This is a genomic window from Allobaileyella intestinalis (assembly GCF_009695865.1).
GTDB classification, from domain to species: Bacteria; Bacillota; Clostridia; order Peptostreptococcales; family Anaerovoracaceae; genus Allobaileyella; species Allobaileyella intestinalis.
In genome coordinates this window covers 267,240-289,281 of the sequence record NZ_VUNB01000003.1, presented here as the reverse complement: position 1 = coordinate 289,281, position 22,042 = coordinate 267,240, and the positions used below count along the sequence as shown (strand labels likewise).

The following is a 22,042-nucleotide window of genomic DNA, read 5'->3' as shown; positions in this document are numbered from 1 at the left end:
AGGCGCTCCGGCGCTTCGGCCAACAGTTAGCTTCCGAGGATTTCCTTTGCCCATGCGCCGGACTTAATCAGTCCGAACACGAGGAGGAACGAGCAGCCGAGCCACATGAGGACGCCCTGCAAGGCGTCAATGGCCACCTCGCCCGCGGCAAGGGCAAGAATGTTGTCGCTTCCCACCTGAGAGGTAAGGGATGCCAGAATGTGCGGGAACGCCACAAGCAGGAACAGCATGATGGCTCCCGCGAGCGCGGCGGCGGCAAAGTTCTTGAGGAAGCCGACCCCCATCTGCCTTGTCTCGTCAAAGCCAAGGAGCGCCATGGGAATGGAAGAGAACGCGGCCATGACGTAAATCTGCCACGCGCGGGCGTAAGCAACCACGAAGGCAACCACATAGGCAATGATGCCCGTGATGGCGCACAGGATGGCCACGATGAGCGTCGTGAAGCATCCGCCGAACGTGACCTTGCTGAGGTCAAAGTTCTCCGTGCTGATGCCCTCGCCGAGGAAGCTGCCTTTCTTACCCACAGAGCCAATCACAGGGATGATGTTGTCTACGACCATCTGGTACACGGCCTGCACGATATCGAGAGAGTGAATTATGAACCAGTGAAGCAGGACATACGTCACCGCGAGGAAGACGATATCCTTGATGGCCGGAAGCGTAGCTGTCGCATCCATCCTCTGGCTGATTTTGATGAGTTGCACCAGCATGAACAGGGCAAGGATGGACTCCGCGAGCGGGACCACGGCGGTCTGATGGACCGTGACCGTAATCGAGTAGACAGACTCTCCAAGAAGGCTCGAGAATGGAGCCGTCAGAATCCCGTTGTCTCCGATGGCAGAGACAAGGCCGTTGTACATGTTGAAGAAGCCGCATGCGCCATCCAGAAGCCATCCCTTGATGGCTTCTTCCACGGCTCCCTTGAGGTCCCATGGCGCAGCCGCATAGGCTGGTTGCGGCAGGAGCAGCACGAGCGCGGCGGCAGCGAGCACGCTTGTTATCACAGCAGCGCGAAAGCCCGGCCCGCGACGCATATGCCTGCTATTGGTCTTATTTGTGTAAGCGCTCAAAACATATCCTTTCTGCCTGCAAGGCGCGGGCTAGACGCTGAACTTGTAAGTGCTGTCGTTCTGGTCATACGTCACGGTGATGACCGGTGTTGCCGAGCCCGTCAATGACGCCGAGCCGTCCGATTCGTCACTGCTCAGGGTGAAGGCAGTCACAACCAGCCCCTTGTCGTAGTCGATGGTGACGTTCTTGTTCCACGTGGCCTTTACCGCTGATGGGTAATGGGTTGAGCACCACCGGCTGAGCGCGTCCACGAATGCGTCTTGGTCCCCGAGCAGTCCTTTCGCTTCCCCATCCAGCCCCTCAACCGCAATCTTTTCCACCGCGTCTGAGCGCTGATAGGCCGTGTTGGGAAGGGCGAACATGCCGGACAGGAGACTTGCCTGCCCGGCAGACGCGCTGTCGGCGCTCTTGACAAGCGTATAGGTGGCAATGTATGTCCCGGCGTCCGTCTCAAAGGCAATGGTGTCCACCTCGGTATCGGAGCCGTTGTTTCCGAACTCGCAGGCGGAGATGGCAAAGGGATGGGAGGTCTCCTCGCCGTTCACCGTCTCCACGTAGTGGTCATCGTAAAAGCGAACCGTGTATTTCCCGTCGCTGGCGGACCAGACACCGGCGCACAGCGTCTCAATCAGCTTCCGCGTCTTCGAGTCATAGGCTTTAATCAGCTTTTTCTGCGATTCCGTGAGCGAGGTCTTCTCCGCTTCCGAAGCGCCTGCCGTCTTTCCGCTGTCGCTTCCGGCGGCATCGGAAGCCGTCTGGCTCTGCTGCGCCGCCCTCCGCTCCGCCACGTGCAGGGCGCTCGTGACCGAGAACCCTGCAAACACGATAATGGCGAAGAGGGAGAGCAGAGCCACCTTCCTGTGCTTTTTCAGAAGTTCCTTCCAGTCTTTCATTCCCTATCCTTTCTGCTTATTTCACGTTCGGGGGGAACCCCCACCCCGCCGGACTCCATTTGCAGTACGTGCTTATCCACCGGTCCAAATCCCAGACCTCAATCGAGCCGGTGTTGTGGATGATTTTGTTGTCCCCGATGTAGATGCCGACGTGCCCGTAGGTCGCGCCCGCCGTTGAGCCGGAGCTGGAACTTCTCACGGCAACCAGCATGCCGACCTTGAGCTGGGAGCGGTCGGTCGAGTGACAGTAAGCCGCGTACATGTCGCAGGCGTTACCGCTGATGCCGCCCAGCCCTGCCTTCGCGTAGACGTTGGAAACCCACGCGGCGCACCATCCTGCGCCGGGGGACGGCGTTCGATACGCCGCGTCCACGATGGAGCGCTGCGTCGCGTCAGACGCGGCATACTCCTCGCCGCTTCCGCCACCAGAAGAAAGCTTTTCGTAGAAGGCCTGTGCCGCAGGCAGACGGTCCCGGTAGAACGACTGCCGCGCCGCCCAGTCCGCAGGGCGGAGCCAGCAGGCCATCACGCAGTACGTCGCGAACCCCACATCGTCTGTCTTTAGCCAGGCATCGTAGCTTGCATCGCGTCCGGAATACTCGGTGATGTATTTGGTGTAATAGCCGCTGCGGTGCAGGCCGGTGGCCCACGATGCGCGGAGGTTTTCGATGAAGTATTTCGTCTGGGCGCTGGCGCTGTTCTTGTCGAGTCCATTTGCGCTGCACCAGTTGACAAAGCTCGTATATTCGCCGTGTCCCGGCGTCGTGTCTGTGAACTGGTATAGGCCAAACCCATACTCGTAGGCGTAGCTGTTTCCCTCCCCATGATACTCGTTCGTGGGGTCCCAGCCGGACTCTCCGGAGATGTTGCCCATGATGGCGGCAATCTGCGGTTTCCCAAGTCCCTCCGCCGCGAGCGCCTGTGCGACCTCCAGCTGGGTTCCGCTGAGGTCACCGAACGAATCCACCTGACTGGATGGGTTGTCGCTGCCGGCGAGCACCGCCACCAGCACGACCGCCAGAAGGAGACCGAAGATTGCGGGAACTGCCGCGCCGCCCAGCAGCGCGACAAGCCCCTTTCCCTGCGTCCCGGCTGCGGCAGGAAGGGCGCGTTTTACCGCGCTTCCGCCAGCGGAAGCCGCCGCCTTTTGCGTGGCGTCCGTCGCGGTGTACATTTCACGCCTGAGATACCCAGCCGCCTGCGCCTTTCTCTGGACCTCTGCGGCATCGGCAGGCTTTTTGCGGTACTTCTTTTCGGAGAGCGAACCGAGCGGCGCTTCCTTCTCAAGCGCGTCCCTGCCGGAGAGGTGCCGGTGGAGCCTTCGGGCAATCCGGACAGCACGCCGGCCCCGGTAGGCCGCGTCATCCATGCCCTCAAGCTCTGAGTCCTCAAGCGTCTTCGACACCACGCCGCCGATAACCGCATCCCTTGCCGCCGGATTTGCGGCCTTCTTGAGGGATTCCCGGAGATGGTGGTCCGCCTGTGCGCGCGTCTTTTGTGAAGCTGCCCGCTCTTTACCGAACGTGCTCTCGGATTCCTCACCGGAGCCGGCGGCTTCCTTCCCCGCCTTCGCCCTTTTCCCTGCCGCAGCAGCCGCAGCCGCGCCGCCGGCGCTGCTCCTCCTTCCCTTCTCGTATGCGGCGCGCTTGAGCGCCATCGCGCTCTTGTCGGCGCTTCCCACAATGCCGGTGTTGACGGCGTTCGTCTGTTCGGTCCGGATGAGCTGCGCTCCTGCATCCTCGCGTTCGCTTGCCGTGCGCGCGTAGTCTGACGCTTTCATTGACGTTCACCGTCCTTCCGGTTCGTGTCGGAACAGCTACCTGTCCTTCTTCCTGTCATTGGGGTTCGTGCTGAACAGCTCGTAGAGGACGTTGCCCTTCGGGAACTTTCCGCGAATCGGGACGCGGGCGTTTCCGGCAATCAGAAGACCGTCTCCGGGTTCGACGGACTCATCAATGCACTCTTCCTCCTGTTCGGAGAGATTCAGCAGCTCCACCCACCTCATGCGGTCGAGCGGGGACTGCTTGAGCAGCATCAGGAAGTCCGCGTTGAGGACGATGTTCTGCGCCGCTTCGTTGTTGAGCATCGCCGTCGCGTTCTGCGTGATGCCCGTAAGCAGAAGCCCGAACTTGCGGCCCTCGTTCGAGAACCGCGAGAAGTAGTTCAGGACCGTCGGGTAGGCGAACATGGACTGCATCTCCTCCACGTAGAGCCACGTCCGCACGTTTCGCTTTGCGTTGAAGTACATGCGGTTGCGGACGGCTTCGCAGATGTTGATGAGTGCGAAGACCAGCATCGAATCCGGGAGGTCCTTCAAGTTGAAGTCCACGATGCGGCTCTTGAAGTCCACGTTGGACTGGTGATTGAAGAAGTCCATCGGCGGCTGGATAAACCGCTCGTAGCGGAGCGCAATGTCCTCGCGGGCCTGCTTTTCCGGCTGTTCCCGGAGCGTGTCGTAGAAGTCCTGTAGCAGGGGCGGATTGCCGTCTCCGCGCTCCGCCGCGCCCTGGAACGCGATGTTGACGCATCTCGTGATGATGGACTGGTCAATCTGCGTGAACGGCTCGTCAGACTCTGCGGCGCTGGCTGCTGCCTGTGCGAGCATCGCGTCGATTTTGAAGGCAATCTGCTCGTTGCGGGACATGTGCTCGACAGAGACGGTATCGAACGGGTTCAGGTACGTGCCGGTTCCGACGCCGAAGTGGAAGACGGAGCCGCCATAGCGCTCGGCAATTCCGGTGTACTCGCCGGCGCGGTCGATAACATAAATCTCGTCCGTCGGGTTTGAGAAGATGGTCGCGGTCATCTCGGTCTTGACGAACATTCCCTTGCCCGCGCCCGTCTTGCCACAGACAAAGCCCATCGGGGAAGTCAGCTTCTTGCGGTTGCAGAGAACGAGGTTTCTGGAATGCTTGTTCTGACCGTAATAGTTCCCGCCGGCATCGTCCAGCTCCTGCGTCGCGAAGGGCACGAGGATGGCTACCTGCGCCGTGGTGAACATGCGGCTGATTTCCACGTGGTTGTGCCCGAGCGGGAGAATCGAGTTCAGCCCCCTGCGCTGCCGGTACTCGTAGGTGTCCACCTCGATGGAGTTCTGCCGTGCCATGGAGATGATGCGCATGGCCTGCGTGTCCAGCTGCTCCTTGCTCTCCGCATAGGTGTAAATAAGACCCGTGAAGACGTAAAGGCGCTGATTCTTGTTCTGTAGGTTGTCGAGAACGTCTTCCGTTTCTTCCTTGGAGTATTTCAGCTCCTGCGGAAGAATGGAGAAGTCGTACCCCTTGTTGACGGCGCTGCGCTGCTCCTCAATGATTTCCTTGTCAATCCACGCGCTGCGCGTGCGAACGTAGTTGATGGCCTTGGACTTGTCCATGGGCTGGACGAACCACGTGACCTCCATGGGGATAGGCAGGTCCACAATATCCGCCAGCGCGCGGTCGGAAAGCTCCGAGCCGAACTTCTTCATGACGAGGACCTGCCCGTAAATCCCGTTGTCCAGCTTGAAGCAGTCGTTGTACACGCCATCCGGCTTGAAGTCAATCTGCCCCGGCGCGATGCAGTCCTTTGTGGTCTGCATCCGCACGCTGGAAATATCCCTCTGATAGTCGAAGATGAAGGGCCGGTAGGGATTGAGCAGCGAATGGAGGACGGAAAGGCGCTGTGTGCCGTTCATAAGATGCGGCTTCGAGCCCATGGAGTTGAGGATGCGGCTGGATTCCGTCTCGATGCGGGCGAGCTGCCTTGCCGCTTCCTCCGCCGTGTCCGCACTGACGGAATAGGTCAGGTAGCGGTTTCGCCGGATGTTGCTGACGCCTTCCCGCACCTTGTCATTGAGTATGTCATTGAACACCTGCGCGTCATGCATCGCGGCTTCGCAGCTCTGCCTTGACGGGTCGAAGAACTGGCGGTGGCCAACGTCCTCCTTGAGGAGCGGCGTGTTGATGACGCTCATCTGAACCAGCGTGTCCGCACCGAACTGGTCATAGAGCCGCGTGAGGGCCGAGAACATGGCCTTCTGCTGCTCGTCACGGACGGAATGATAGCTCGTGTCATCAAAGGCGATGGTGGACGAGAAAAGCCCCTCCTCCACCTCGCAGATGCCATCCTGATACATGCGGTTGTAGCCGATGTAGCGGACAACGTCCTTCGCGGCTTCCCTCCTTCTCCTCGCGTCCGCCGTCTTCTCGCTCAGCTCGTGGTCCCTGTCCCTGAGTTGGGACTTCACCGACGTGTAGCTCTTCTTTGCTTCTTTTTCGGCTTCCTTCGCCGCACGGCGCTCCTCCCGGATTTTTCGCAGCGCCGCCTTCTTTTCCTTGCGCGGCAGCTTCCTTCCAGTGGTGAACGAGGGGAACATCTGCTTGAGCGCGCCAACATCAACCGGGCCGTTGTCATGGTCCAAATCGGTGCCGGCGCGTCCCGTTCCGAAGTCCTCGCCGGAAGCGTGCACAAAGGCTTCTACATCAAAGCCGGGGCTTTCCCCGCCGCTAGGTGATGACGCGTCCTGCCCTTGGGGAGTAGGACTCGATTCCTCGGAGACCTTGCTGCTTTCGATAAAATCTTCCATAAACCTTGCCTTTCTTCTTGGAGGTTTCGCCCGGGGTCTCCACAAGCCCTGCCAGCTCCATGGAGGGCACGTAAAAAATTCGGTCGTTCTCGAACTGCGCCCTCAGCCAAAGCGGAACGAACTTCTCAAAGGGCATCCCCTTGGGTCTCACAAAGCCGCAGCACCAGAACGGGAGCGAGACGGCATAAATGAGAATCATGTTGTCCCCGGGGTTTATCCCGAGGACGAAGTACATGTAGAGGGCGGAAAGAACCGAGCAGCCGAGAGCGCCCACAACGGAGACCAGCGTGCGTGTTGTGAGCTTTCCAACCACCTTCGGCTGGTACTCAGCAATGTCCTTGTGAACTGCGACAGACAACATGGTGCAGACTCCCCTCCTTTAACCGGCCCACCCGGTGTTCAGGGAGCCGAAGTAGACGGCTGCCGCGATGACAATCGCGCCGCCGACAATCATGGCGATGGCACCGGAGAGCTGACCACCGCCGCCCTGCATACCGTCCTTGATGGTCATTCCGAGATTGACCAGACCAAAAACGACGAGGACGCCACCTAGGAATGTAATTCCCTGCGTGAGCATGGATACTGCGTTCTGTAGCATAAAATCTTCCTTTCCTGCCTGCTGTGTTACTGGCAATCAGAATCCCGTAAAGCCGTACGTCGATGCGAATCCGAGCACAACTGCGCCGGCGGCAATCATGGCGATGGCTTTCCGAATTTCGCCGCCGCGCGACCCCTCACGAAGCACTATCCCGAGGTACACCAGTCCGACAAACAGGACGGCTGTCCCGGCATAGGCGAGCGGCTTCACGGCGAGCCTGACAAGGGCTTCCACCTTTCGTTCACCTTCCTCTCCTTTCTGCCCGTGCAACGTTAATAAATTATTATAACGGTCTACTGGGCGGGCTTCCTTGCGCTGCCCGAAAAATCCGTACCGTTCATATAACGCTTGAAGTCGAAGGGATTCTCATGCAGCCGTTTCGGGTTCCTCTTGTCCACGATGTAGCAGTATCTCTTGTGCCGCCGTGGGTCGAATTTGTCATCCATGAGAGGGTTTGTTCCGGCAATCAGGAGGATGGCTTTTCTGCGGCTCATCTTTCCGATTTCGGCGGCATCAATGAGGTCTCTCCCCTGAATTTGCAGGTTCTTGCTCGCGCTGGACGATTGCCCGGAAGACTCGTTGTAGGTCATCTGATGGATGGTCTGCTTGCCAATCATCTCCGCAATTTCCTTGTTCGTGGAATTGGATTTCCCACCGAGGAAGAGGGTCGAGTCGCAGCAGTCCACAATGGTCTGGGCCTTCTTGTCGTACTTCGATTCCAGCTGGCTCATGGACTGGAGGATAATCGTGATGCCGATGTTCCGGGAGCGTGTGACTGCGATGGTCTCCTCAATCTGCGGGATAGTGCCGATGTTCGCGAACTCGTCAAAGATGAAGTGAACCGGCCTTGGCAGCTTACCTCCATAGTCCGTGAGCGCCTTCCGGCAGAGCTGGTCGATGCACTGCCACATCATGATGGCAAAGAGGAACGATAGCGTCTTGTCCGTGTCGGACAGAATGCCGAACACGGCGGTTCTCGTGTCAGGGTCTCCCAGTGTATCCAGTTCCATTTCGTCATACTCAAGAAGCTGGCGGACCCCGGACGTTGCGATTGGCGCGAGCCGGACGTTGCAGGAGATGATGATGGATTTCAGGGTGCGCCCGGCAGCCACCTTGAAGTTCTTGTAGTTCATCAGGGCAAAGTCCTCATCCGGGGACAGCCCGCCGCGCTCAGCCGGGCGGACGCCATCATAGTTTCGGCGGAACCGCGAGGACTGCCAAGACCAGCCGGTGTCCGCAGTGAAGTCGCGGGACAGCCCGCCCTTCCTGCGGGGCGCACCCGCAGCCCCAACATTTCTGGCAAAGCGCTTCCCGGTTTCAATCTGGTAAAAGATAAGGTCCAGCGCCGACATGAAGTTCTCGTCCTCCTCCCTTGCTTCTGCCAGTGAGAGGAGCGTCAGGAGACCGGAGAGCGTGTAATCCTCCTCCGGGAACCAGTCGCGCAAAAGCGCGATGAGCGCCGTATAGAGCATCTTTTCTGCGTTCTCCCAGAACGGGTCGCTGGTCTTGCCCTCGCCGTTCGTGTTCATAATGAAGCAGTTGACGAACGAGAGGATATCCGTGTCGGTCTTCACGTACCTGAGCGGGTTGTAGTGCATGCTTTCGTCAAGATTGATGGTGTTGAAGCTCTTCACCTGATAGCCGTTGTCGGTGAACAGGTAGCCCGCGTCTTTCAGCAGGGTTCCCTTCGGGTCGGTGATGAAATAGTTCGTGTTGAGCTGACAGATGTTCGGCGTCACGTAGTTGAACGTCTTGCCCGAGCCGGACCCGCCGACCACAAGCACGTTGAGGTTGCGGTCCAGCTCCGGGTCATACTTAGGCCGGTGCAGCGCCAGCCCGTACTTTTCTGTGAAAATGAGGTTGTTGTCCGGGTTGCTGAGGTCCCGGAACCGCCTTCCCTCCTTCACCGTCCCCCAGCGGGCGGAGCCGCTTTCTTCGCCGGAGCGGTAATTCCCGATGTAAACCACGTGCCTGAGCCAGACCATCCACACGACCAGTGCCATGCAGAAACCGGCGAGGAGCGACTTTGTGTCCATGGCGAGTAAGAGAGGATTTTCGCGGATTCGCGCCCACATGGTCAGGAGTGCGTCCCCGCAGTGGTCAAGAAACTGTCCCGGGTAGGACGCCAACGCTTCAAAGTACCGGTTCCCGAGATAGAAGCCTGTCACCGAAAAAGCCAGCGTGACAAGAGCCGACGTGGCGATGCGCCTATTTACTTCCGGGTTTCCCTTTCTGTCTGCCATCTTTCCGTCCTTCTTCCTTTTAGCGCACCGGCTTCATCCGATTTGAAATGTCCAGCTCATGGGAAGGTGTGCCGCTCTCGGCTTCGAGTTCGGTCTTCGCTTCGCGCATCTCCCGAGCTACGCTGCTCAGGGAATAACCGCTGTCAGAGCTTCTGGCAGCACGGTCCTCTGCTTCGCGCGCCATGGAGGGGGAAACATCCGTACCGACGCCCTCATGCTCAATCCGGGCCGTATGGTCATCCGTGTCAATGCTGTCATGGGACTTCACGCCTTGGTCAAGGTCCGGCGTTGCCCCGTCGTTGTCCAGGGCACCATCGACGGGCCGCTGTCCCTCGTGCTCCTGACGCCGGCTTCTGTCCCCCGCTTCCTTCCCGGGCGCGGGACGGTTCTTCTCAAACCAGTCATGCGTGGCATCCACGCCCCATTTTCGGCTCAGCGTGTCCGCCCCAACCGCCCAGTCCGTCCGCCCCTGCGCGTCCTTTCCGAACGGGAGAAGACCGTCCTCGCCCCGGCGGGCTTCGTAAAACATGACCTCGCCCTTTCGGGTTGTGGTGATGCCGATTCCCTGACGGGCAAGAATCTGCTCAAAGTCGTTAAAGTCTCTGCTGCGGTCCCTCGCGTCAAGAACCTTGTCCCGGATGCTTTCCGTGTGGTTGAGGTTTCCGTCGGAGTGGTCCGTGCGAAACGCTTCCCTGCTCTTTGTCTCTTCCGGATGACGGAAGGGAAGGTTAGGCAGTCTGGTGATTTCGGTTAATCCCGCCAGCTGCTCCGCCGTGACGGGACGGCTGTTTTCGAGACGTTCCACGATGGACTGCTCCTGCCGCAAGCTCATCACTTCGGCGAACTGCGGCGCGCAGTCTTTAATCGCTTTGATATCGTCCTCGGCGAACTGAATGAATCCGTTTCCCTCCCTGTCGGCCAGCGCGGACGCAAACGTTCCGTTCTCGCGGCAGACCTGCGCGAAATAGGCAGCATCGTTGGAGGTTCCGAATGGAAGGCAGACTTGTTCGCGCGACGCGAGGGCTTCCGCTTCAATCTCGGCTTCTTCCTCGGACCTCCCGCTTTCCATCAGCCGTTCCTTGTGCCAGTCCCTTGCCTTGTTGTCGATGAACCTTTCCAGCGCCCTGCCGGTCTGGTTCCCGATTGCCTGCATCAGCATCTCGCCAACGTCTTCCCCGTAATCCTGAGCCATGCCGTTTCCTTTCCCTGTAGTTTGGAGAATGCGCGAATCCCGTCCGGGTATCCTTGACATGGAAGTATATCAGCCGCAGCACGATTCCTCCCGCAGTACCTTACACGTCATCAGAAAGGATTTTGCCAAACGGCTCCATCCCGTCGTTGAATGTGCGATTGTCAAAAACCGGAACCGCGCATAACCTCTTTTGCCGTTTCCAAAGCTCTAAACGATTCCAAGCCGGATTTTGCCAACAAAAAAAGACGCCCCGAACGGAGCGCCTTCATCACAGGTCAATATCCTGCCTTACTGGTACGTGCTTCTGTCAAACTGTTGGTAAATCGTTGGTAAATTGGTGCGTTTGCACATCAGAAACCCTTTGTTTTAAGCGTTTTTTTCGTCTTTGGTCTTCATTGTCGGGAATAGGATCACGTCTCTGATGGAAGGCTGGTCCGTGATCAGCATAATCAGCCTGTCCACGCCGATCCCCAGGCCTCCTGTCGGCGGCAGTCCGACCTCGATGGCGTTAACGAAGTCCATGTCCATCGGATGGGCCTCGTCGTCGCCGGCTTCTCTTTCTCTCTGCTGCTCCGCGAAGCGCTCGTACTGGTCGATAGGGTCATTGAGCTCGGAAAAGGCGTTGCCCAGCTCCCATCCATTGATGTATGCTTCAAACCGGCGGGTGATGCGCGGATCGTGAGGGTCCTTCTTGGCCAGCGGGGATATCTCCACCGGATGTCCTGTGAGGAAAACAGGCCCGTCCATCAGGCCGGGAACGTCCTCGCAGTAGTCGTCGAACATTTCTGCGATGATCTTCCCGCGGGTCCACTTGTTTACATCCTCAGGATCCATTCCGTATTCGATGGCGGCCTTTCTGGCCTCCTCGTCAGTATCTATCCTGTCAAAAGGAATACCCGTCACCTTCTGTACAGTCTCGGTCATGTCGATCTTGTTCCACGGCGGAGTCACGTCGAACTCCTTGCCCTGATATTTGATGATCGGGGAGCCGTTGATCTCCATGGCGCATTTGTACACGATCTGCTCAGTGATGTCCATCATGTTGTCCAGGTTGCCGTAGGCCATGTAGCACTCCATGGAGGTGTACTCAGGGTTGTGGCGCTGGTCCATGCCCTCGTTTCTGAAGCACTGGCCCATCTCATAGACTCTGTCCATTCCTCCAACGATGCAGCGCTTAAGGTAAAGCTCTGTGGCGATCCTCAGATACATATCGATGTCCAGGGTGTTGTGGTGGGTGATGAAAGGACGGGCCGCGGCTCCTCCGGCGATGGTCTGGAGTATAGGCGTCCGCACCTCCAGGAACCCGTAGTCATCTTCCAGCACCTGCCTGATGATGTGCTCGATGCGGGATCTCTTCACGAAGGTGTCCCTAACCTCGCTGTTCATGATCAGGTCCACATAGCGCTGGCGGTACCTGAGATCCGGATCCTTCAGACCGCTCCACTTGTCCGGCAGCACCTGCAGGGACTTGCACAGAAGGGTCAGCTCATTGGTGTGGACGGATATCTCTCCGGTCTTTGTCTTGAAGACGATACCCTTGATGCCCACTATGTCGCCAATGTCGTAGGTCTTAAAAAGCTTGTACTCCTCCTGGCCGATGTCGTCTCTCCTTACGTAGCACTGGATTCTGCCCTGCTTGTCCAGGATATCGAAAAAAGCAGCCTTTCCCATGACTCTTTTGCTCATGATACGGCCGGCAACAGATACCTCCTGGTCCTCCATTGCCTCGTAGTTATCCTTGATATCCATGCTGTGAGCAGTTACGTCGTATGTCTCGATCACGTATGGATCTCTGCCCATGGCTCTCAGGTCAGCCAGCTTGTTGCGGCGGATCTGTCTCTGTTCTCCCAGCTCCTCTTCAGTCATAATATGCTCTTCTGCAGGAGCCTGCTGATTGTTTTCGGTACTCATGTTTATCCTCTGTTAATCCTTTCGCTCTGCCGGTTCCTCCGGCCTGTTGGAATGATGGTTGAAATGATGATTTTCCGTATACCTCCGGCATGTGACCGGATTTTTTACTATGCCTTCTCGATCTTCAGCACTTCGTACTTAACCTCGCCACCAGGAGTCACGAACTCAACCATGTCTCCAACTCTGTGGCCGTCCAGGTTTGATCCCACTGGAGAATCCTTGGAAATCTTTCCGCTGAATGGATCAGCCTCTGTGATACCAACGATTGTATAGGTCTCTTCCTCTCCTGTTGCCTTGTTTTTCACAGTTACCCTGCGGCCGATGCCGGCTACGTCGTCTGCCAGGTCATCATCCCCAACGACTTTTGCAGTTCTGAGCATGGCCTCGATCTCGTTGATTCTCTGCTCTGTCTCGGCCTGAGCCTCTTTAGCCGCATCGTACTCGGCGTTCTCGGAAAGGTCTCCGTAAGAAATGGCGATTTTCAGCCTCTCAGCGTTTTCCTTTCTCTCAACTGTGACAAGGTGTTCAAGTTCCGCCTCAAGCTCTTCCTTGCCCTCTCTCGTCATTTCTACAACTTCTGTCATTTTGTGATTCTCCTTTCAGCTGGATCAACTTCTTATGTTATTTTTAAATATCTTTTGGAAAAAAATAATTTATTACCTTAGTTACTGTTCCGGCAGCAGCTCCTTAGCTGCTGTTGCCGGTGGTCTGCAAAAACTACTTATCTATGATATGTACATTTTCGCTTCCGGTCAAACGGAGAAGGGCCGTGTACTTTGTTTTGAATCTTATTACGTCTCCCACTGCCGGTTTTTCCGGTGCATCTTCCACGTCCAGAATCAGGTGGTCTCCTGAGCAGCCTACTACTTCAACGCCGGGATCAATTGGAATGATGTCTTCCGGATCTCCGAAGTCTGCACCGCCGACGGCGCAGAGGGCTCTGGTCCTCATGCCCCTGTCCACGTAGGTTTTCTTGTGGCCGAAGGCGTCAACGCCCAGGGTGCCCTGAGGGTGGGAGGCCTTTTTCTTGACTTCAATGACCTGGGCTTCCAGGGTGAAGCAGTCGTCATTGAGCATTTTCATCTGGTCATAGTGGTAGCAGGTGCAGGTTTCGTCCAGGGGGCCTACAAGGATTCCGGCCCCTATGCGAAGCATGTTCACGGTGTCCGGCATGTAGTTGTCAAAAACGCCCATCAGGCTGCTGGTTGCACCGCCGGACACGATTTCAAGAGGGCGGCCGATGAGGCCCTGGACTTCTTCTGCCAGGCTGGCCAGGGCCTCCATCTTGTCCTCCGTGGGCATGACGGAGCCGTAGCAGCCCAGGTTGGTGCCGATGCCGCGGAGGACAAGGCCCTCCAGGTGGTTTTCTACGTGGAGGGCGGCCGCCTTCAGATCCTCCGGATCAAAAAATCCTTCCCTCAGATCTCCCAGATCTGCCATCAAAACGACACCATGTTTTTTCCCCTGCCTTAAAGCCTCTTCATTAATGGCTTCCAGAGTCCTGATCTCGCTGTTCAGGCTGAGGTCACAGACTCTCACCAGCTCCTGGATTTCACAGAGCATTGGAACCCTGATCATCAGAAGCTCCGCCTTGATGCCTGCGTCCTTAACCCTGGCCAGCTGCTCCATTCTGGATGATGCCAGCATGTCAATTCCGCTGTCCACCATATCCTCCACAACTGACAAGATTCCATTTGCTCCCTTTATAACACCGGCAACCCTTATGCCGCGGCTGCCGCAAAGCTCTCTTACCTTTCCGGCATTCTCCTTCAGCTTGCTGTGGTCAATCACAACAGCCGGATACATTCTCTCTCCCATTTTTCCTTCTTTCGTTATTTCCCTGCGGACTTCCCAGGGGTGTTAGAACAGTATTATGTATACCCGCGCTCCTCAAGCCCTCAAGCCCGAAAAACTAAGCTTCTCTGTTGTCTTTTACAAAACGCCTGATCTTCATTGCGGTGGTCACATTGAAAGGTCTTTTCCTGATGATCACCCTGTTGATCTTCTTGAATGCAGGCATTTCCTTGTTGATATCATCCACCAGGTCCTGAATCAGTTTCTTCACCGCCTGGTCGCTGTAATTCTCTCCCAGCTTCTCCTGAACGGTTTCCTCGGAAACTCTGATGGTAGCACAAATCCGGTTGTTGTTCACCGTTCCTGCCTGGTCATCTCCCCAGACCATGCATTCTTCCACATAATCCGACTTCAGCAGGTAGCTCTCCAGCTCTTCCGGATACACGTTCTCACCGTTGGCAGTGAGAATCATGTTCTTTTTCCTGCCTGTAATATAAACGTACTTGTCTTTGGACATGTATCCCAGGTCGCCTGTGTGGAACCAGCCGTCGAACATGGCAGCCTTTGTGGCCTCTTCATCTTTGTAGTATCCCAGCATGATGTTAGGACCTTTGAAGCAGATTTCTCCAACGCCGGTTTTGTCAGGCTCATAGATCATGCATTCAACCATTGGAAAAACATGGCCTATGGATTCGTTTCTGGTGTGGCCGCCCCTGTCGGGGTTCAGGGTCACCATAGGCGAAGTTTCAGTAAGACCGTAGCCCTGCACCGCCCTGTATCCCAGGTTAGTGAGGAAGTCCAGGACCTTCACGTCTGCAGCTGCACCGCCTACAATAGGAGTTCTAAGCTTGGGGCCGAAGATGGATCTTATCTGCTTTGTGGCAGGCTTTGAAATATCCAGGCCTATTTTCTTGGTTACTTTGTTTATTTCAAAGAGTGCGTTCAGCTGTTTCTCCTTGCCCTGCTTTCTGATCTCCCTGATGATCTTGGAGTAGAGCTTTTCGTATATCAGAGGAACGGCCAGGAGCAGGGTTGGCTCCGCTTCCTGGAGGTCGCTGACAATGTATTTCAGGCCCTGGCAGAAGGCCAGGGATCCGGTGCAGTATATGGATTCTATGAAGGAACAGGTGCACTCATAAGTGTGGTGGATCGGCAGAAGGGAGAAGAAAACATCTCCTTTCTCTACCTGGATAAAGGTCTGGGCCATCATTACATCGGTGATGATGTTCTTGTGGCACAGCATTACACCCTTTGAAACGCCTGTAGTTCCTGAAGTGAACAGGATGATGGCAAGTCTGTCGTTATAGACTTCCGCATCAATATAAGCCCTGTCTCCCTCAGCCACCAGCTGGCGCCCGGCTTCTCTCAGTTTTTCCCAGGAAATAATTCCCTCTTCAGGAACCTGATCCTCCGGAGCCACATCTATGCCTATGATGTAGCGCAGCTTGGTCTCGCCGCTGTCCCTTATCTGGCAGAAATCCTCAAAATGCTTGGAATCTGTTACCACTGCTGTCAGGTCACCCTTGGCAGTCAGCTGCTTCAGCTCTCCCTGGTGAAGTTCTTTGTCCAGCGGAACGATTACGCCGACGCCTCCTACTACTGCCAGGTAGGTTTCTGCCCACTGGTAGCAGTTTCTTCCCACAACCCCGATGTTCTGGCCTTCCAGGCCCAATTTGAGAAGAGCTGTTCCAAGGGCGTTAACGTCTTCCAGCACCTGACGGTAGGTAATGTGAGTGTAGGGCTGGTCGTGGTGAAATTTCTGCATGAAAAGGGTTCTGTCCCCGTCTTCGGCTGCTCTCTTCTGGAGCATCTGCTTAATGTCTGTTACTGCATCTCTCCAGCGGTACAAAACGCAGGGATCCGGGTTTTCGTTAAGGCCCTTCATGAAGGTTTCCATCTCCGCCATTTCTCTTGCCTTTGCCGCCAGGTATTCTCTGGTCTGATTCTCAGGGTCAGTGAGCTGATTCCACATAAAAAATCTCTCCTCGGTATCAGGTTCTCTACCTGAATGATCTGTCATCGTAAACGTACTCAAAATTCTCTTCCTCAAAGCGCTTGATCTTCAGCGTTGTGGTTTTGAGGAATGCCTTGTCCCTGACTTCAAATCTCCGCACCCTTTTATACGGAGGCATCTTTCCGTTTGCCTCTTCAACTGCGGCTCTCAGCAGGCTGCATACCTGCTTGTCCGTTTCAGCTCCCATCTCCCTTAATGCGGCTGTTTCCGGATAGATAATGGCTGTGCAGATCAGATCCCCCCTGGAGTCCGGTTTGCCGTATACCATTACTTCGTTGATGTATGGATTCAGAAGAAGGTAGTATTCTACTTCCTCAGGGAAAATATTCTTTCCGCCCTTTGTGACGATTACATTCTTCTTCCGGCCTGTTACGTACACGAAGCCGTCTTCGTCCATGTATCCGTAGTCTCCTGTCTGCAGCCAGCCGTTGACTATGGTCTTTGCTGTGTTCTCAGGATCCTTGTAATATCCCATCATTACTGACGGTCCCTTGCAGATGATCTCTCCTATTCCCGTTTCGTCCTTGTCTATGATCCGGACTTCCGTTCCCGGCATTGGTTTTCCAGCGGCATTGGCCTTGCTGTATCTGTCCGGGTTAACTGCAATGATCGGAGCGTTCTCCGTCATTCCGTAGCCCTGGATAATAGGCAGTCCCATGGCCTCAAGCTCAATGATAACCTTGGGATCAATGGCCGCACCTCCTGCAATGAGGCAGTACAGGTCGTCACCGAAAATCTGGTGAACTGGCTTGAACATCCGCTTCGTCATGGCCGGTCTGTTTCTCAGGTTGAGTTTCTTGGAAACGGCAATACCCCTTCTCAGGGTTTCCGCACTGCCGCTCTTCTCCGCCTGATGCCAGATTTTTCTGTAAATATTCTCGAATATCAGGGGAACTCCCAGCATTATGTTGCAGTGGGCATCTGTAAAATTAGTCTGGATGTGCTTCAGGCCTTCGCAGATTACTACAGTAGCTCCCTGATAGAAACAGGTCATGATGGTGCAGGTACACTCGTAGGCGTGGTGAATGGGAAGAACCGAAAGAACCCTGCCTCCGTCAGGAATGTGGAAGTACTTGCTCATGTTTACCACGTTCTGAGTAAGATTCCTGTGGGAAAGCATTACTCCCTTGGCAAGGCCTGTAGTTCCCGATGTAAAAAGGATTGTGGAAAGGTCTTCCTGATCCACTTCCTGGCGGATATAAGTCCTGTCTCCATCCTCCAGCATTTTCCGGCCCCGGCTGATCAGTTCGGTCTGAAGGCAGATCTTTGCCTGTCCCCCAAAGGCGTTGACCACAGTGCCATCTTCCCTTTCAGAGGTTTCCAGGTACTTGGCGCAGTGGCTGGCAGGATCGTCCATGATCACCATGTATTCAAGGCCCGGAACCTGCTCCAGAAGAGATCCGACTTTCTCGGCCATCTTCGGAGATACGAAGAAAAGCTTCACATCTGCCCTTGTGAGCAGGTTGATGATCTCTCCTTCTTCCAGGTTCTTATCAATAGGAACAATAGTCCCGGCGCCGCTGCAAACTGTAAAATATGACAAAACCCATCTGTAGCTGGATTCTCCTGTTACGGCCATGTTTGCTCCCTTGAGCCCCATGTCCAGCAGGGCAGTTCCAAGGCCGTTCATCTTACGGTAAAACTCCCGGAAAGTTATGTGTTTCCACGGCTCTCCGTGAACATCCTTGTACATATACGCCCAACGGTCCGGATACCGGTCTACAGTAGCCCTTATGAATTCCCTTATAGTCTCTACATACTCTACTTTGTAAAGGCTGTTTTCATATTTTCTGCTGTTCAAAATTATTCCCCCGCTGTTACTGAAAATCCCCTGTGCTTATGCTGTCTGGCCGCTTTCAGCATTCTGCTGGTTCACGTATTTCTCGTAAATCTCCTTCAGCTCTGCCTTCTCCTGAGCTGTGAGCTTCTCATCTGCCAGCTCCTTCAGGGCTTCTTTGTTGCCAGTCTGTGCATAGCCTGCCGCTTCCTTTATGGTGGCAGGATCGTCGTGGTTCTTGATAATGTTCTGAACGGTGGTTCTGTCGGCAGTGTCAAGGCTGTCGAGGGCCTTGCTCACCTGCTCCTGAGAGTAACCCTGAGAGGCCATGGCACTGCTCACCACGTGGTCTGCCGCCTTATCCACCAATTTATCATACACGAAGAAGCGGAAGATCAATCCTGCTGCCAGCAGAATGATGATAACTGCCAGCAGAACCTTCCGCCACTTTCTTCCGGTTTTGTTCTCTTTCTTCATGTGCTGTGCCTGTGGGCTCATTTCTTCCTCCGGTTTCCCGGCACCCGCTGTCCTCAGCACCCGGCCTTACTTTATTTCCGGATGATTGTCAATATTATCTGTTTCAGTTACCTTTACAGAACCGTCTGGGTTGAATACAGGCAGCTCCTCCAGGAAAATAATATCGTCTCTAGTCGTAGCCTCTCCTTCGGCCAGTACCGCTTCTCTTGCCACGATATTGCCACCGACTGCGTCAACCAGTTTCTCAAGAGCCATCAGAGACTCTCCTGTACTGATAACATCATCAACAATGAGGATGCGCTTGCCGTTCATTATCTCTCTTTCCTGGTGTCCCAGGCAGAGAGACTGCATGTGATCGGTAGTAATGGAATCCACATTTACTGTAATGATATCTTGCATGTACAGCTTCGGGCCCTTTCTTGCAACAATGTAAGGCTTTCCGGACTCTCTGGCCATCTCGTAAGCCAGAGGAATTCCCTTGCTTTCAGCAGTTATGATAACGTCGAACTCTGGTGATTTCTCCAGCAGCGCTTTTGCAGCAGCAACTGTGATCTCTGTGTCTCCGAACATAATAAATGCTCCGATGTACAGATCATCTGTTACCTTACACAGAGGGAGATGTCTCTCCAGTCCTGCGATCTTCATGATATGGTCCATGATTTTACCTCTCACTATTTATTAATTTCTAACAGAATGACTACCCCGGCTTTATGAAAAAATTCATTCATCTTGCGAAGGATACCGGCAATGCCTTGTTCATTCTGGTCATCACCGGGCGCCTCAAGCTCCGGAAATTCCGGCAAAAGCAAACACTCCGGGGGTTTAGTAATGGAGATATTATATATCAATTTACAGTGAAAATCCAATGTACAAACCATCAGCGCTGCTTCTCGGCAGCCTCTCCCTTCTTTATCTCCCCCTTGGTCCACGGAACAGCTTTGCATACTGCCACGTATCTGGCCTCATCATATTCGTAGGCGCAGGTGGACAGTGTAACCAAGTGGTCCTTAATGTCAGCGGAGTACTTTGGTTTGATCTCCGACTTGGAAACAGTCATGTTCAGGAAGTCCTGCTTCTCCTGATCGCTGTTAAAAGCTACTTTATAGGTGTCGCTGACCGCCGGCGTGGTGTAGAAGGAGATGACCTGGAGATGGTATTTACCTTCTGGCGTTATGTATTCCAGCTGGCTGTGCTTATCATAATAGCTCTGATCTTTGTATTTCCTCAGGGACCCGAACATGCTTCCGTCCTTCATGTGATGGCCGTAGATCACGGTGTTGAAATCCCCGAAATTGTCCTGGTTGGCAACGTCTATGAAAAGTGTTCCCGTCACTGTCCAGTTTCCCTTTATATCGTGGTGAAGGTAGTAGTCGTTGTCAGAGCCCTTGGCCACCGGATAGTTGATGATGGTGTCTTTGGAGTACAGCCATCCCTTTATGTTCGGATCGATCTTGTGGAGGGCGTCAAAGTCCACTACTCCTGTGAACTGGTCCGGGTCCACGCTGGCAGTTTTCTGAACTTCCTTGTATCCCTGGCGGGCGGTGTGGTACTGCCAGAGGCCTGTGGCAACCTTGTAGCCACTCACCAGGATTATTCCTATCAGGGCTGCGATTATGATTTTGTAGGCCAGGTCCAGGGCCTTGCTGCCGGACTTTTTCTTCTTGCCGGTTCTCTTGGTCTTTTTATTGGCTTTACTATTCTGTGTGTCTTGGTTCAGTTTTCTATCTTCAGGTTTCATTTTTCTCACGCTCTGTTCCGGTCTATACTCAGGGCTCTGTCTTCTCAAGAGACGTTTCCGTGGTTCCCCCGCTGTCTTTCCCTGGGAAAAAGATTTTTTTACCAGCCCATAAAACACGATTGGGAAAGATTATACCACGGCAGTTGAAATTATGGCAATGAATCAGGTATTGGTTTATCATATATGAGAAATCGGCTTGCCCTGGGGCAGGCTCTGAGTTGAAATTGATTGCAGGAGTATGAATATGAGGAAAAACAAATTTCTTGAGCTGCAGAACGGCAGCGACATCAGAGGAGTTGCTCTTCCCGGAGTAGAGGGCGAAGAGGTTAATCTTACTAAGCTGGAGGCCATGAGAATCGGAGCTTCTTTTGCCAACTGGCTGACTTACAAGCTGAATATCAATCCCCTGAACCTGAAAATCTGTGTGGGCCAGGATCCAAGGCTTTCGGGAGATGAGCTTGCTGAGGGGCTGATGAGGGGAATTGCCTATGTAGGTTCTCAGATTGAGTACGCCGGCCTTGCTTCTACACCGGCAATGTTCATGTCCACTGTAATGCCTTACTACGAGTTTGATGGTGCTGTGATGATCACTGCCAGCCATCTGCCATTTAACAGGAACGGGTTCAAGTTCTTTACTGCCGGCGGCGGTCTGGACAAAGAGGATGTGGAGCAGATACTGAAGTTCGCTTCAAAGATTAATTTCCAGCCGGATTTTCCATATGAATATGAAAAAGTCCAGCTCATGGACATGTATGCTGCGACTCTCAGGCAGATGATCACCAACGGCCTGAAAAGCGACTTGAAGGGCATGCACATCGTCATCGATGCAGGCAACGGATCCGGCGGTTTTTTTGCCACCCAGGTGCTCCAGCCTCTGGGGGCAGACATTAGGGGAAGCCAGTTCCTGGAACCTGATGGTCATTTTCCTAATCACATTCCTAATCCGGAGAACAAGGAGGCTATGGCCAGCATCTGCCAGGCTGTAAAAGATTCTGGTGCTGATCTTGGTATTATTTTCGACACTGATGTGGACAGAATTTCGGCTGTTGACGGAAAAGGCCAGCCTATTAGCCGGAATCACATAATCGCCCTTGCTGCTGCCCTGGCTGCAGATGATCATCCAGGTGGTACTGTGGTTACGGACAGCATTACTTCAGATGAACTCACTGATTTTCTCCAGGGCACCCTGGGCTTAAAGCACTTCAGGTTTAAGCGGGGATACAGGAATGTAATAAACAAGGCTGCTGACCTTCAGAAGGCCGGAGAAGACGCCTTCCTGGCCATTGAAACTTCCGGCCACTGCGCTTTCTCCGACAACTACTTCATGGATGACGGTGCTTTCCTGGCTGTGAACATCATTGTGGCAGCTGCAAAGATCAAGAAGGAAAATGGCGGAGACATCAGGTCCCTCATTGCAGATCTCTCCTCTCCTGAGGAAGCTTCAGAGTTCAGGCTGAACATTACGGATCCTGAGTTCGCGGAAAAAGCCGACCAGGTTCTGGCTGCCATTGAAGAGTTCGCAAACAGCCACGAGGGCTACTCTGTAGTAAGCCCTAACTATGAAGGTATCAGGGTCAACTTCAATCTGGATGGAGCAAAGGGCTGGTTCCTTGCCCGGAAGTCCCTTCACGATCCGGTACTGCCTGTTAACATCGAATCGGAGAAAAACGGAGGTGTCCGGAAAGTCGCAGATATGCTGGCTCAGCTTCTTGCTGGAATGGACGGCATCGATGAAGGACCCCTGAAATAGGATGAACCAAAGTTTTCAGA

17 protein-coding genes and 2 pseudogenes are annotated in these 22,042 nt (G+C 54.7%); 1 reads left to right on the top strand and 18 read right to left on the bottom strand.

Annotated elements, in window-relative coordinates:
- Positions 1-26 precede the first annotated feature (26 nt).
- The 18 genes and pseudogenes from FYJ66_RS04755 to srtB all read right to left on the bottom strand — a co-directional run bounded on the left by FYJ66_RS04755 (position 27) and on the right by srtB (position 20,272).
- Positions 27-1,070, bottom strand: coding sequence for a VirB6/TrbL-like conjugal transfer protein, CD1112 family (locus tag FYJ66_RS04755; RefSeq protein WP_154572363.1), 1,044 nt, complete (start codon positions 1,068-1,070; stop codon positions 27-29).
- Between the two features lie 30 nt (positions 1,071-1,100).
- The gene (locus FYJ66_RS04750) at positions 1,101-1,964 is read right to left on the bottom strand and encodes a hypothetical protein (protein ID WP_154572362.1); all 864 of its coding nucleotides are present in this window, start codon (positions 1,962-1,964) and stop codon (positions 1,101-1,103) included.
- Positions 1,965-1,980: 16 nt separating this feature from the next.
- Positions 1,981-2,397 (bottom strand): annotated as a pseudogene (locus FYJ66_RS09480) (NlpC/P60 family protein); the annotation flags it as partial.
- 12 nt (positions 2,398-2,409) lie between these two features.
- Positions 2,410-3,138 (bottom strand): annotated as a pseudogene (locus FYJ66_RS09475) (phage tail tip lysozyme); the annotation flags it as partial.
- A 642-nt stretch (positions 3,139-3,780) separates the two neighbouring features.
- Positions 3,781-6,528 (bottom strand): VirB4-like conjugal transfer ATPase, CD1110 family, encoded by a 2,748-nt coding sequence (locus tag FYJ66_RS04740; RefSeq protein ID WP_205960766.1) that lies wholly within the window; start codon positions 6,526-6,528, stop codon positions 3,781-3,783.
- Complete coding sequence (locus FYJ66_RS04735) at positions 6,449-6,889, bottom strand: PrgI family protein (protein WP_154572360.1); 441 nt, start codon at positions 6,887-6,889, stop codon at positions 6,449-6,451. The genes FYJ66_RS04740 and FYJ66_RS04735 overlap by 80 nt, the downstream gene beginning before the upstream one ends.
- 18 nt (positions 6,890-6,907) lie before the next feature.
- On the bottom strand, positions 6,908-7,126 hold the full coding sequence (locus FYJ66_RS04730) for a hypothetical protein (protein ID WP_075713603.1): 219 nt from the start codon (positions 7,124-7,126) through the stop codon (positions 6,908-6,910).
- 36 nt (positions 7,127-7,162) lie between these two features.
- Entirely contained in the window at positions 7,163-7,360 is a 198-nt protein-coding gene (locus FYJ66_RS04725) for a hypothetical protein (protein WP_154572359.1), read from the bottom strand.
- Between the two features lie 59 nt (positions 7,361-7,419).
- On the bottom strand, positions 7,420-9,369 hold the full coding sequence (locus tag FYJ66_RS04720; protein ID WP_154572358.1) for a VirD4-like conjugal transfer protein, CD1115 family: 1,950 nt from the start codon (positions 9,367-9,369) through the stop codon (positions 7,420-7,422).
- Positions 9,370-9,388: 19 nt separating this feature from the next.
- Positions 9,389-10,561, bottom strand: coding sequence for a hypothetical protein (locus FYJ66_RS04715; RefSeq protein WP_154572357.1), 1,173 nt, complete (start codon positions 10,559-10,561; stop codon positions 9,389-9,391).
- Positions 10,562-10,927: 366 nt separating this feature from the next.
- Positions 10,928-12,472 carry a lysine--tRNA ligase gene (gene lysS / locus FYJ66_RS04710; RefSeq protein ID WP_235897359.1) on the bottom strand — a complete coding sequence of 515 codons (1,545 nt, stop codon included), beginning with the start codon at positions 12,470-12,472 and terminating at the stop codon, positions 10,928-10,930.
- A 107-nt stretch (positions 12,473-12,579) separates the two neighbouring features.
- Positions 12,580-13,056 carry a transcription elongation factor GreA gene (gene greA / locus FYJ66_RS04705; RefSeq protein WP_154572356.1) on the bottom strand — a complete coding sequence of 159 codons (477 nt, stop codon included), beginning with the start codon at positions 13,054-13,056 and terminating at the stop codon, positions 12,580-12,582.
- A gap of 133 nt (positions 13,057-13,189) precedes the next feature.
- Positions 13,190-14,290 (bottom strand): alanine racemase, encoded by a 1,101-nt coding sequence (locus FYJ66_RS04700; RefSeq protein ID WP_154572355.1) that lies wholly within the window; start codon positions 14,288-14,290, stop codon positions 13,190-13,192.
- A 94-nt stretch (positions 14,291-14,384) separates the two neighbouring features.
- On the bottom strand, positions 14,385-16,238 hold the full coding sequence (locus FYJ66_RS04695) for an AMP-dependent synthetase/ligase (protein ID WP_206156993.1): 1,854 nt from the start codon (positions 16,236-16,238) through the stop codon (positions 14,385-14,387).
- Positions 16,239-16,266: 28 nt separating this feature from the next.
- Positions 16,267-18,081, bottom strand: a complete 1,815-nt coding sequence (locus FYJ66_RS04690; protein WP_154572353.1) for an AMP-dependent synthetase/ligase — start codon at positions 18,079-18,081, stop codon at positions 16,267-16,269.
- Positions 18,082-18,117: 36 nt separating this feature from the next.
- A complete protein-coding gene (locus tag FYJ66_RS04685) occupies positions 18,118-18,555 on the bottom strand; it encodes a hypothetical protein (protein ID WP_154572352.1) in 438 nt (145 codons plus the stop codon).
- 45 nt (positions 18,556-18,600) lie between these two features.
- Positions 18,601-19,191 carry a phosphoribosyltransferase family protein gene (locus FYJ66_RS04680; RefSeq protein WP_154572351.1) on the bottom strand — a complete coding sequence of 197 codons (591 nt, stop codon included), beginning with the start codon at positions 19,189-19,191 and terminating at the stop codon, positions 18,601-18,603.
- 220 nt (positions 19,192-19,411) lie between these two features.
- Positions 19,412-20,272: a class B sortase gene (srtB, locus tag FYJ66_RS04675; RefSeq protein WP_154572350.1), complete on the bottom strand. Its 861-nt coding sequence runs from the start codon at positions 20,270-20,272 to the stop codon at positions 19,412-19,414.
- A gap of 244 nt (positions 20,273-20,516) precedes the next feature.
- Between srtB and FYJ66_RS04670 the strand changes: the two genes are divergently transcribed.
- Entirely contained in the window at positions 20,517-22,022 is a 1,506-nt protein-coding gene (locus FYJ66_RS04670; RefSeq protein ID WP_154572349.1) for a phosphohexomutase domain-containing protein, read from the top strand.
- Positions 22,023-22,042: the final 20 nt, after the last annotated feature.

What these genes read in the sequence shown, in the direction of transcription:
- FYJ66_RS04750 (WP_154572362.1), bottom strand. Translation starts at nt 1,964, where the DNA reads ATGAAAGACTGGAAGGAACTTCTGAAAAAGCACAGGAAGGTGGCTCTG.
- FYJ66_RS04740 (WP_205960766.1), bottom strand. Translation starts at nt 6,528, where the DNA reads ATGGAAGATTTTATCGAAAGCAGCAAGGTCTCCGAGGAATCGAGTCCT.
- FYJ66_RS04735 (WP_154572360.1), bottom strand. Translation starts at nt 6,889, where the DNA reads ATGTTGTCTGTCGCAGTTCACAAGGACATTGCTGAGTACCAGCCGAAG.
- FYJ66_RS04730 (WP_075713603.1), bottom strand. Translation starts at nt 7,126, where the DNA reads ATGCTACAGAACGCAGTATCCATGCTCACGCAGGGAATTACATTCCTA.
- FYJ66_RS04720 (WP_154572358.1), bottom strand. Translation starts at nt 9,369, where the DNA reads ATGGCAGACAGAAAGGGAAACCCGGAAGTAAATAGGCGCATCGCCACG.
- FYJ66_RS04715 (WP_154572357.1), bottom strand. Translation starts at nt 10,561, where the DNA reads ATGGCTCAGGATTACGGGGAAGACGTTGGCGAGATGCTGATGCAGGCA.
- lysS (WP_235897359.1), bottom strand. Translation starts at nt 12,472, where the DNA reads ATGAGTACCGAAAACAATCAGCAGGCTCCTGCAGAAGAGCATATTATG.
- greA (WP_154572356.1), bottom strand. Translation starts at nt 13,056, where the DNA reads ATGACAGAAGTTGTAGAAATGACGAGAGAGGGCAAGGAAGAGCTTGAG.
- FYJ66_RS04700 (WP_154572355.1), bottom strand. Translation starts at nt 14,290, where the DNA reads ATGGGAGAGAGAATGTATCCGGCTGTTGTGATTGACCACAGCAAGCTG.
- FYJ66_RS04695 (WP_206156993.1), bottom strand. Translation starts at nt 16,238, where the DNA reads ATGTGGAATCAGCTCACTGACCCTGAGAATCAGACCAGAGAATACCTG.
- FYJ66_RS04685 (WP_154572352.1), bottom strand. Translation starts at nt 18,555, where the DNA reads ATGAGCCCACAGGCACAGCACATGAAGAAAGAGAACAAAACCGGAAGA.
- FYJ66_RS04680 (WP_154572351.1), bottom strand. Translation starts at nt 19,191, where the DNA reads ATGGACCATATCATGAAGATCGCAGGACTGGAGAGACATCTCCCTCTG.
- srtB (WP_154572350.1), bottom strand. Translation starts at nt 20,272, where the DNA reads ATGAAACCTGAAGATAGAAAACTGAACCAAGACACACAGAATAGTAAA.
- FYJ66_RS04670 (WP_154572349.1), top strand. Translation starts at nt 20,517, where the DNA reads ATGAGGAAAAACAAATTTCTTGAGCTGCAGAACGGCAGCGACATCAGA.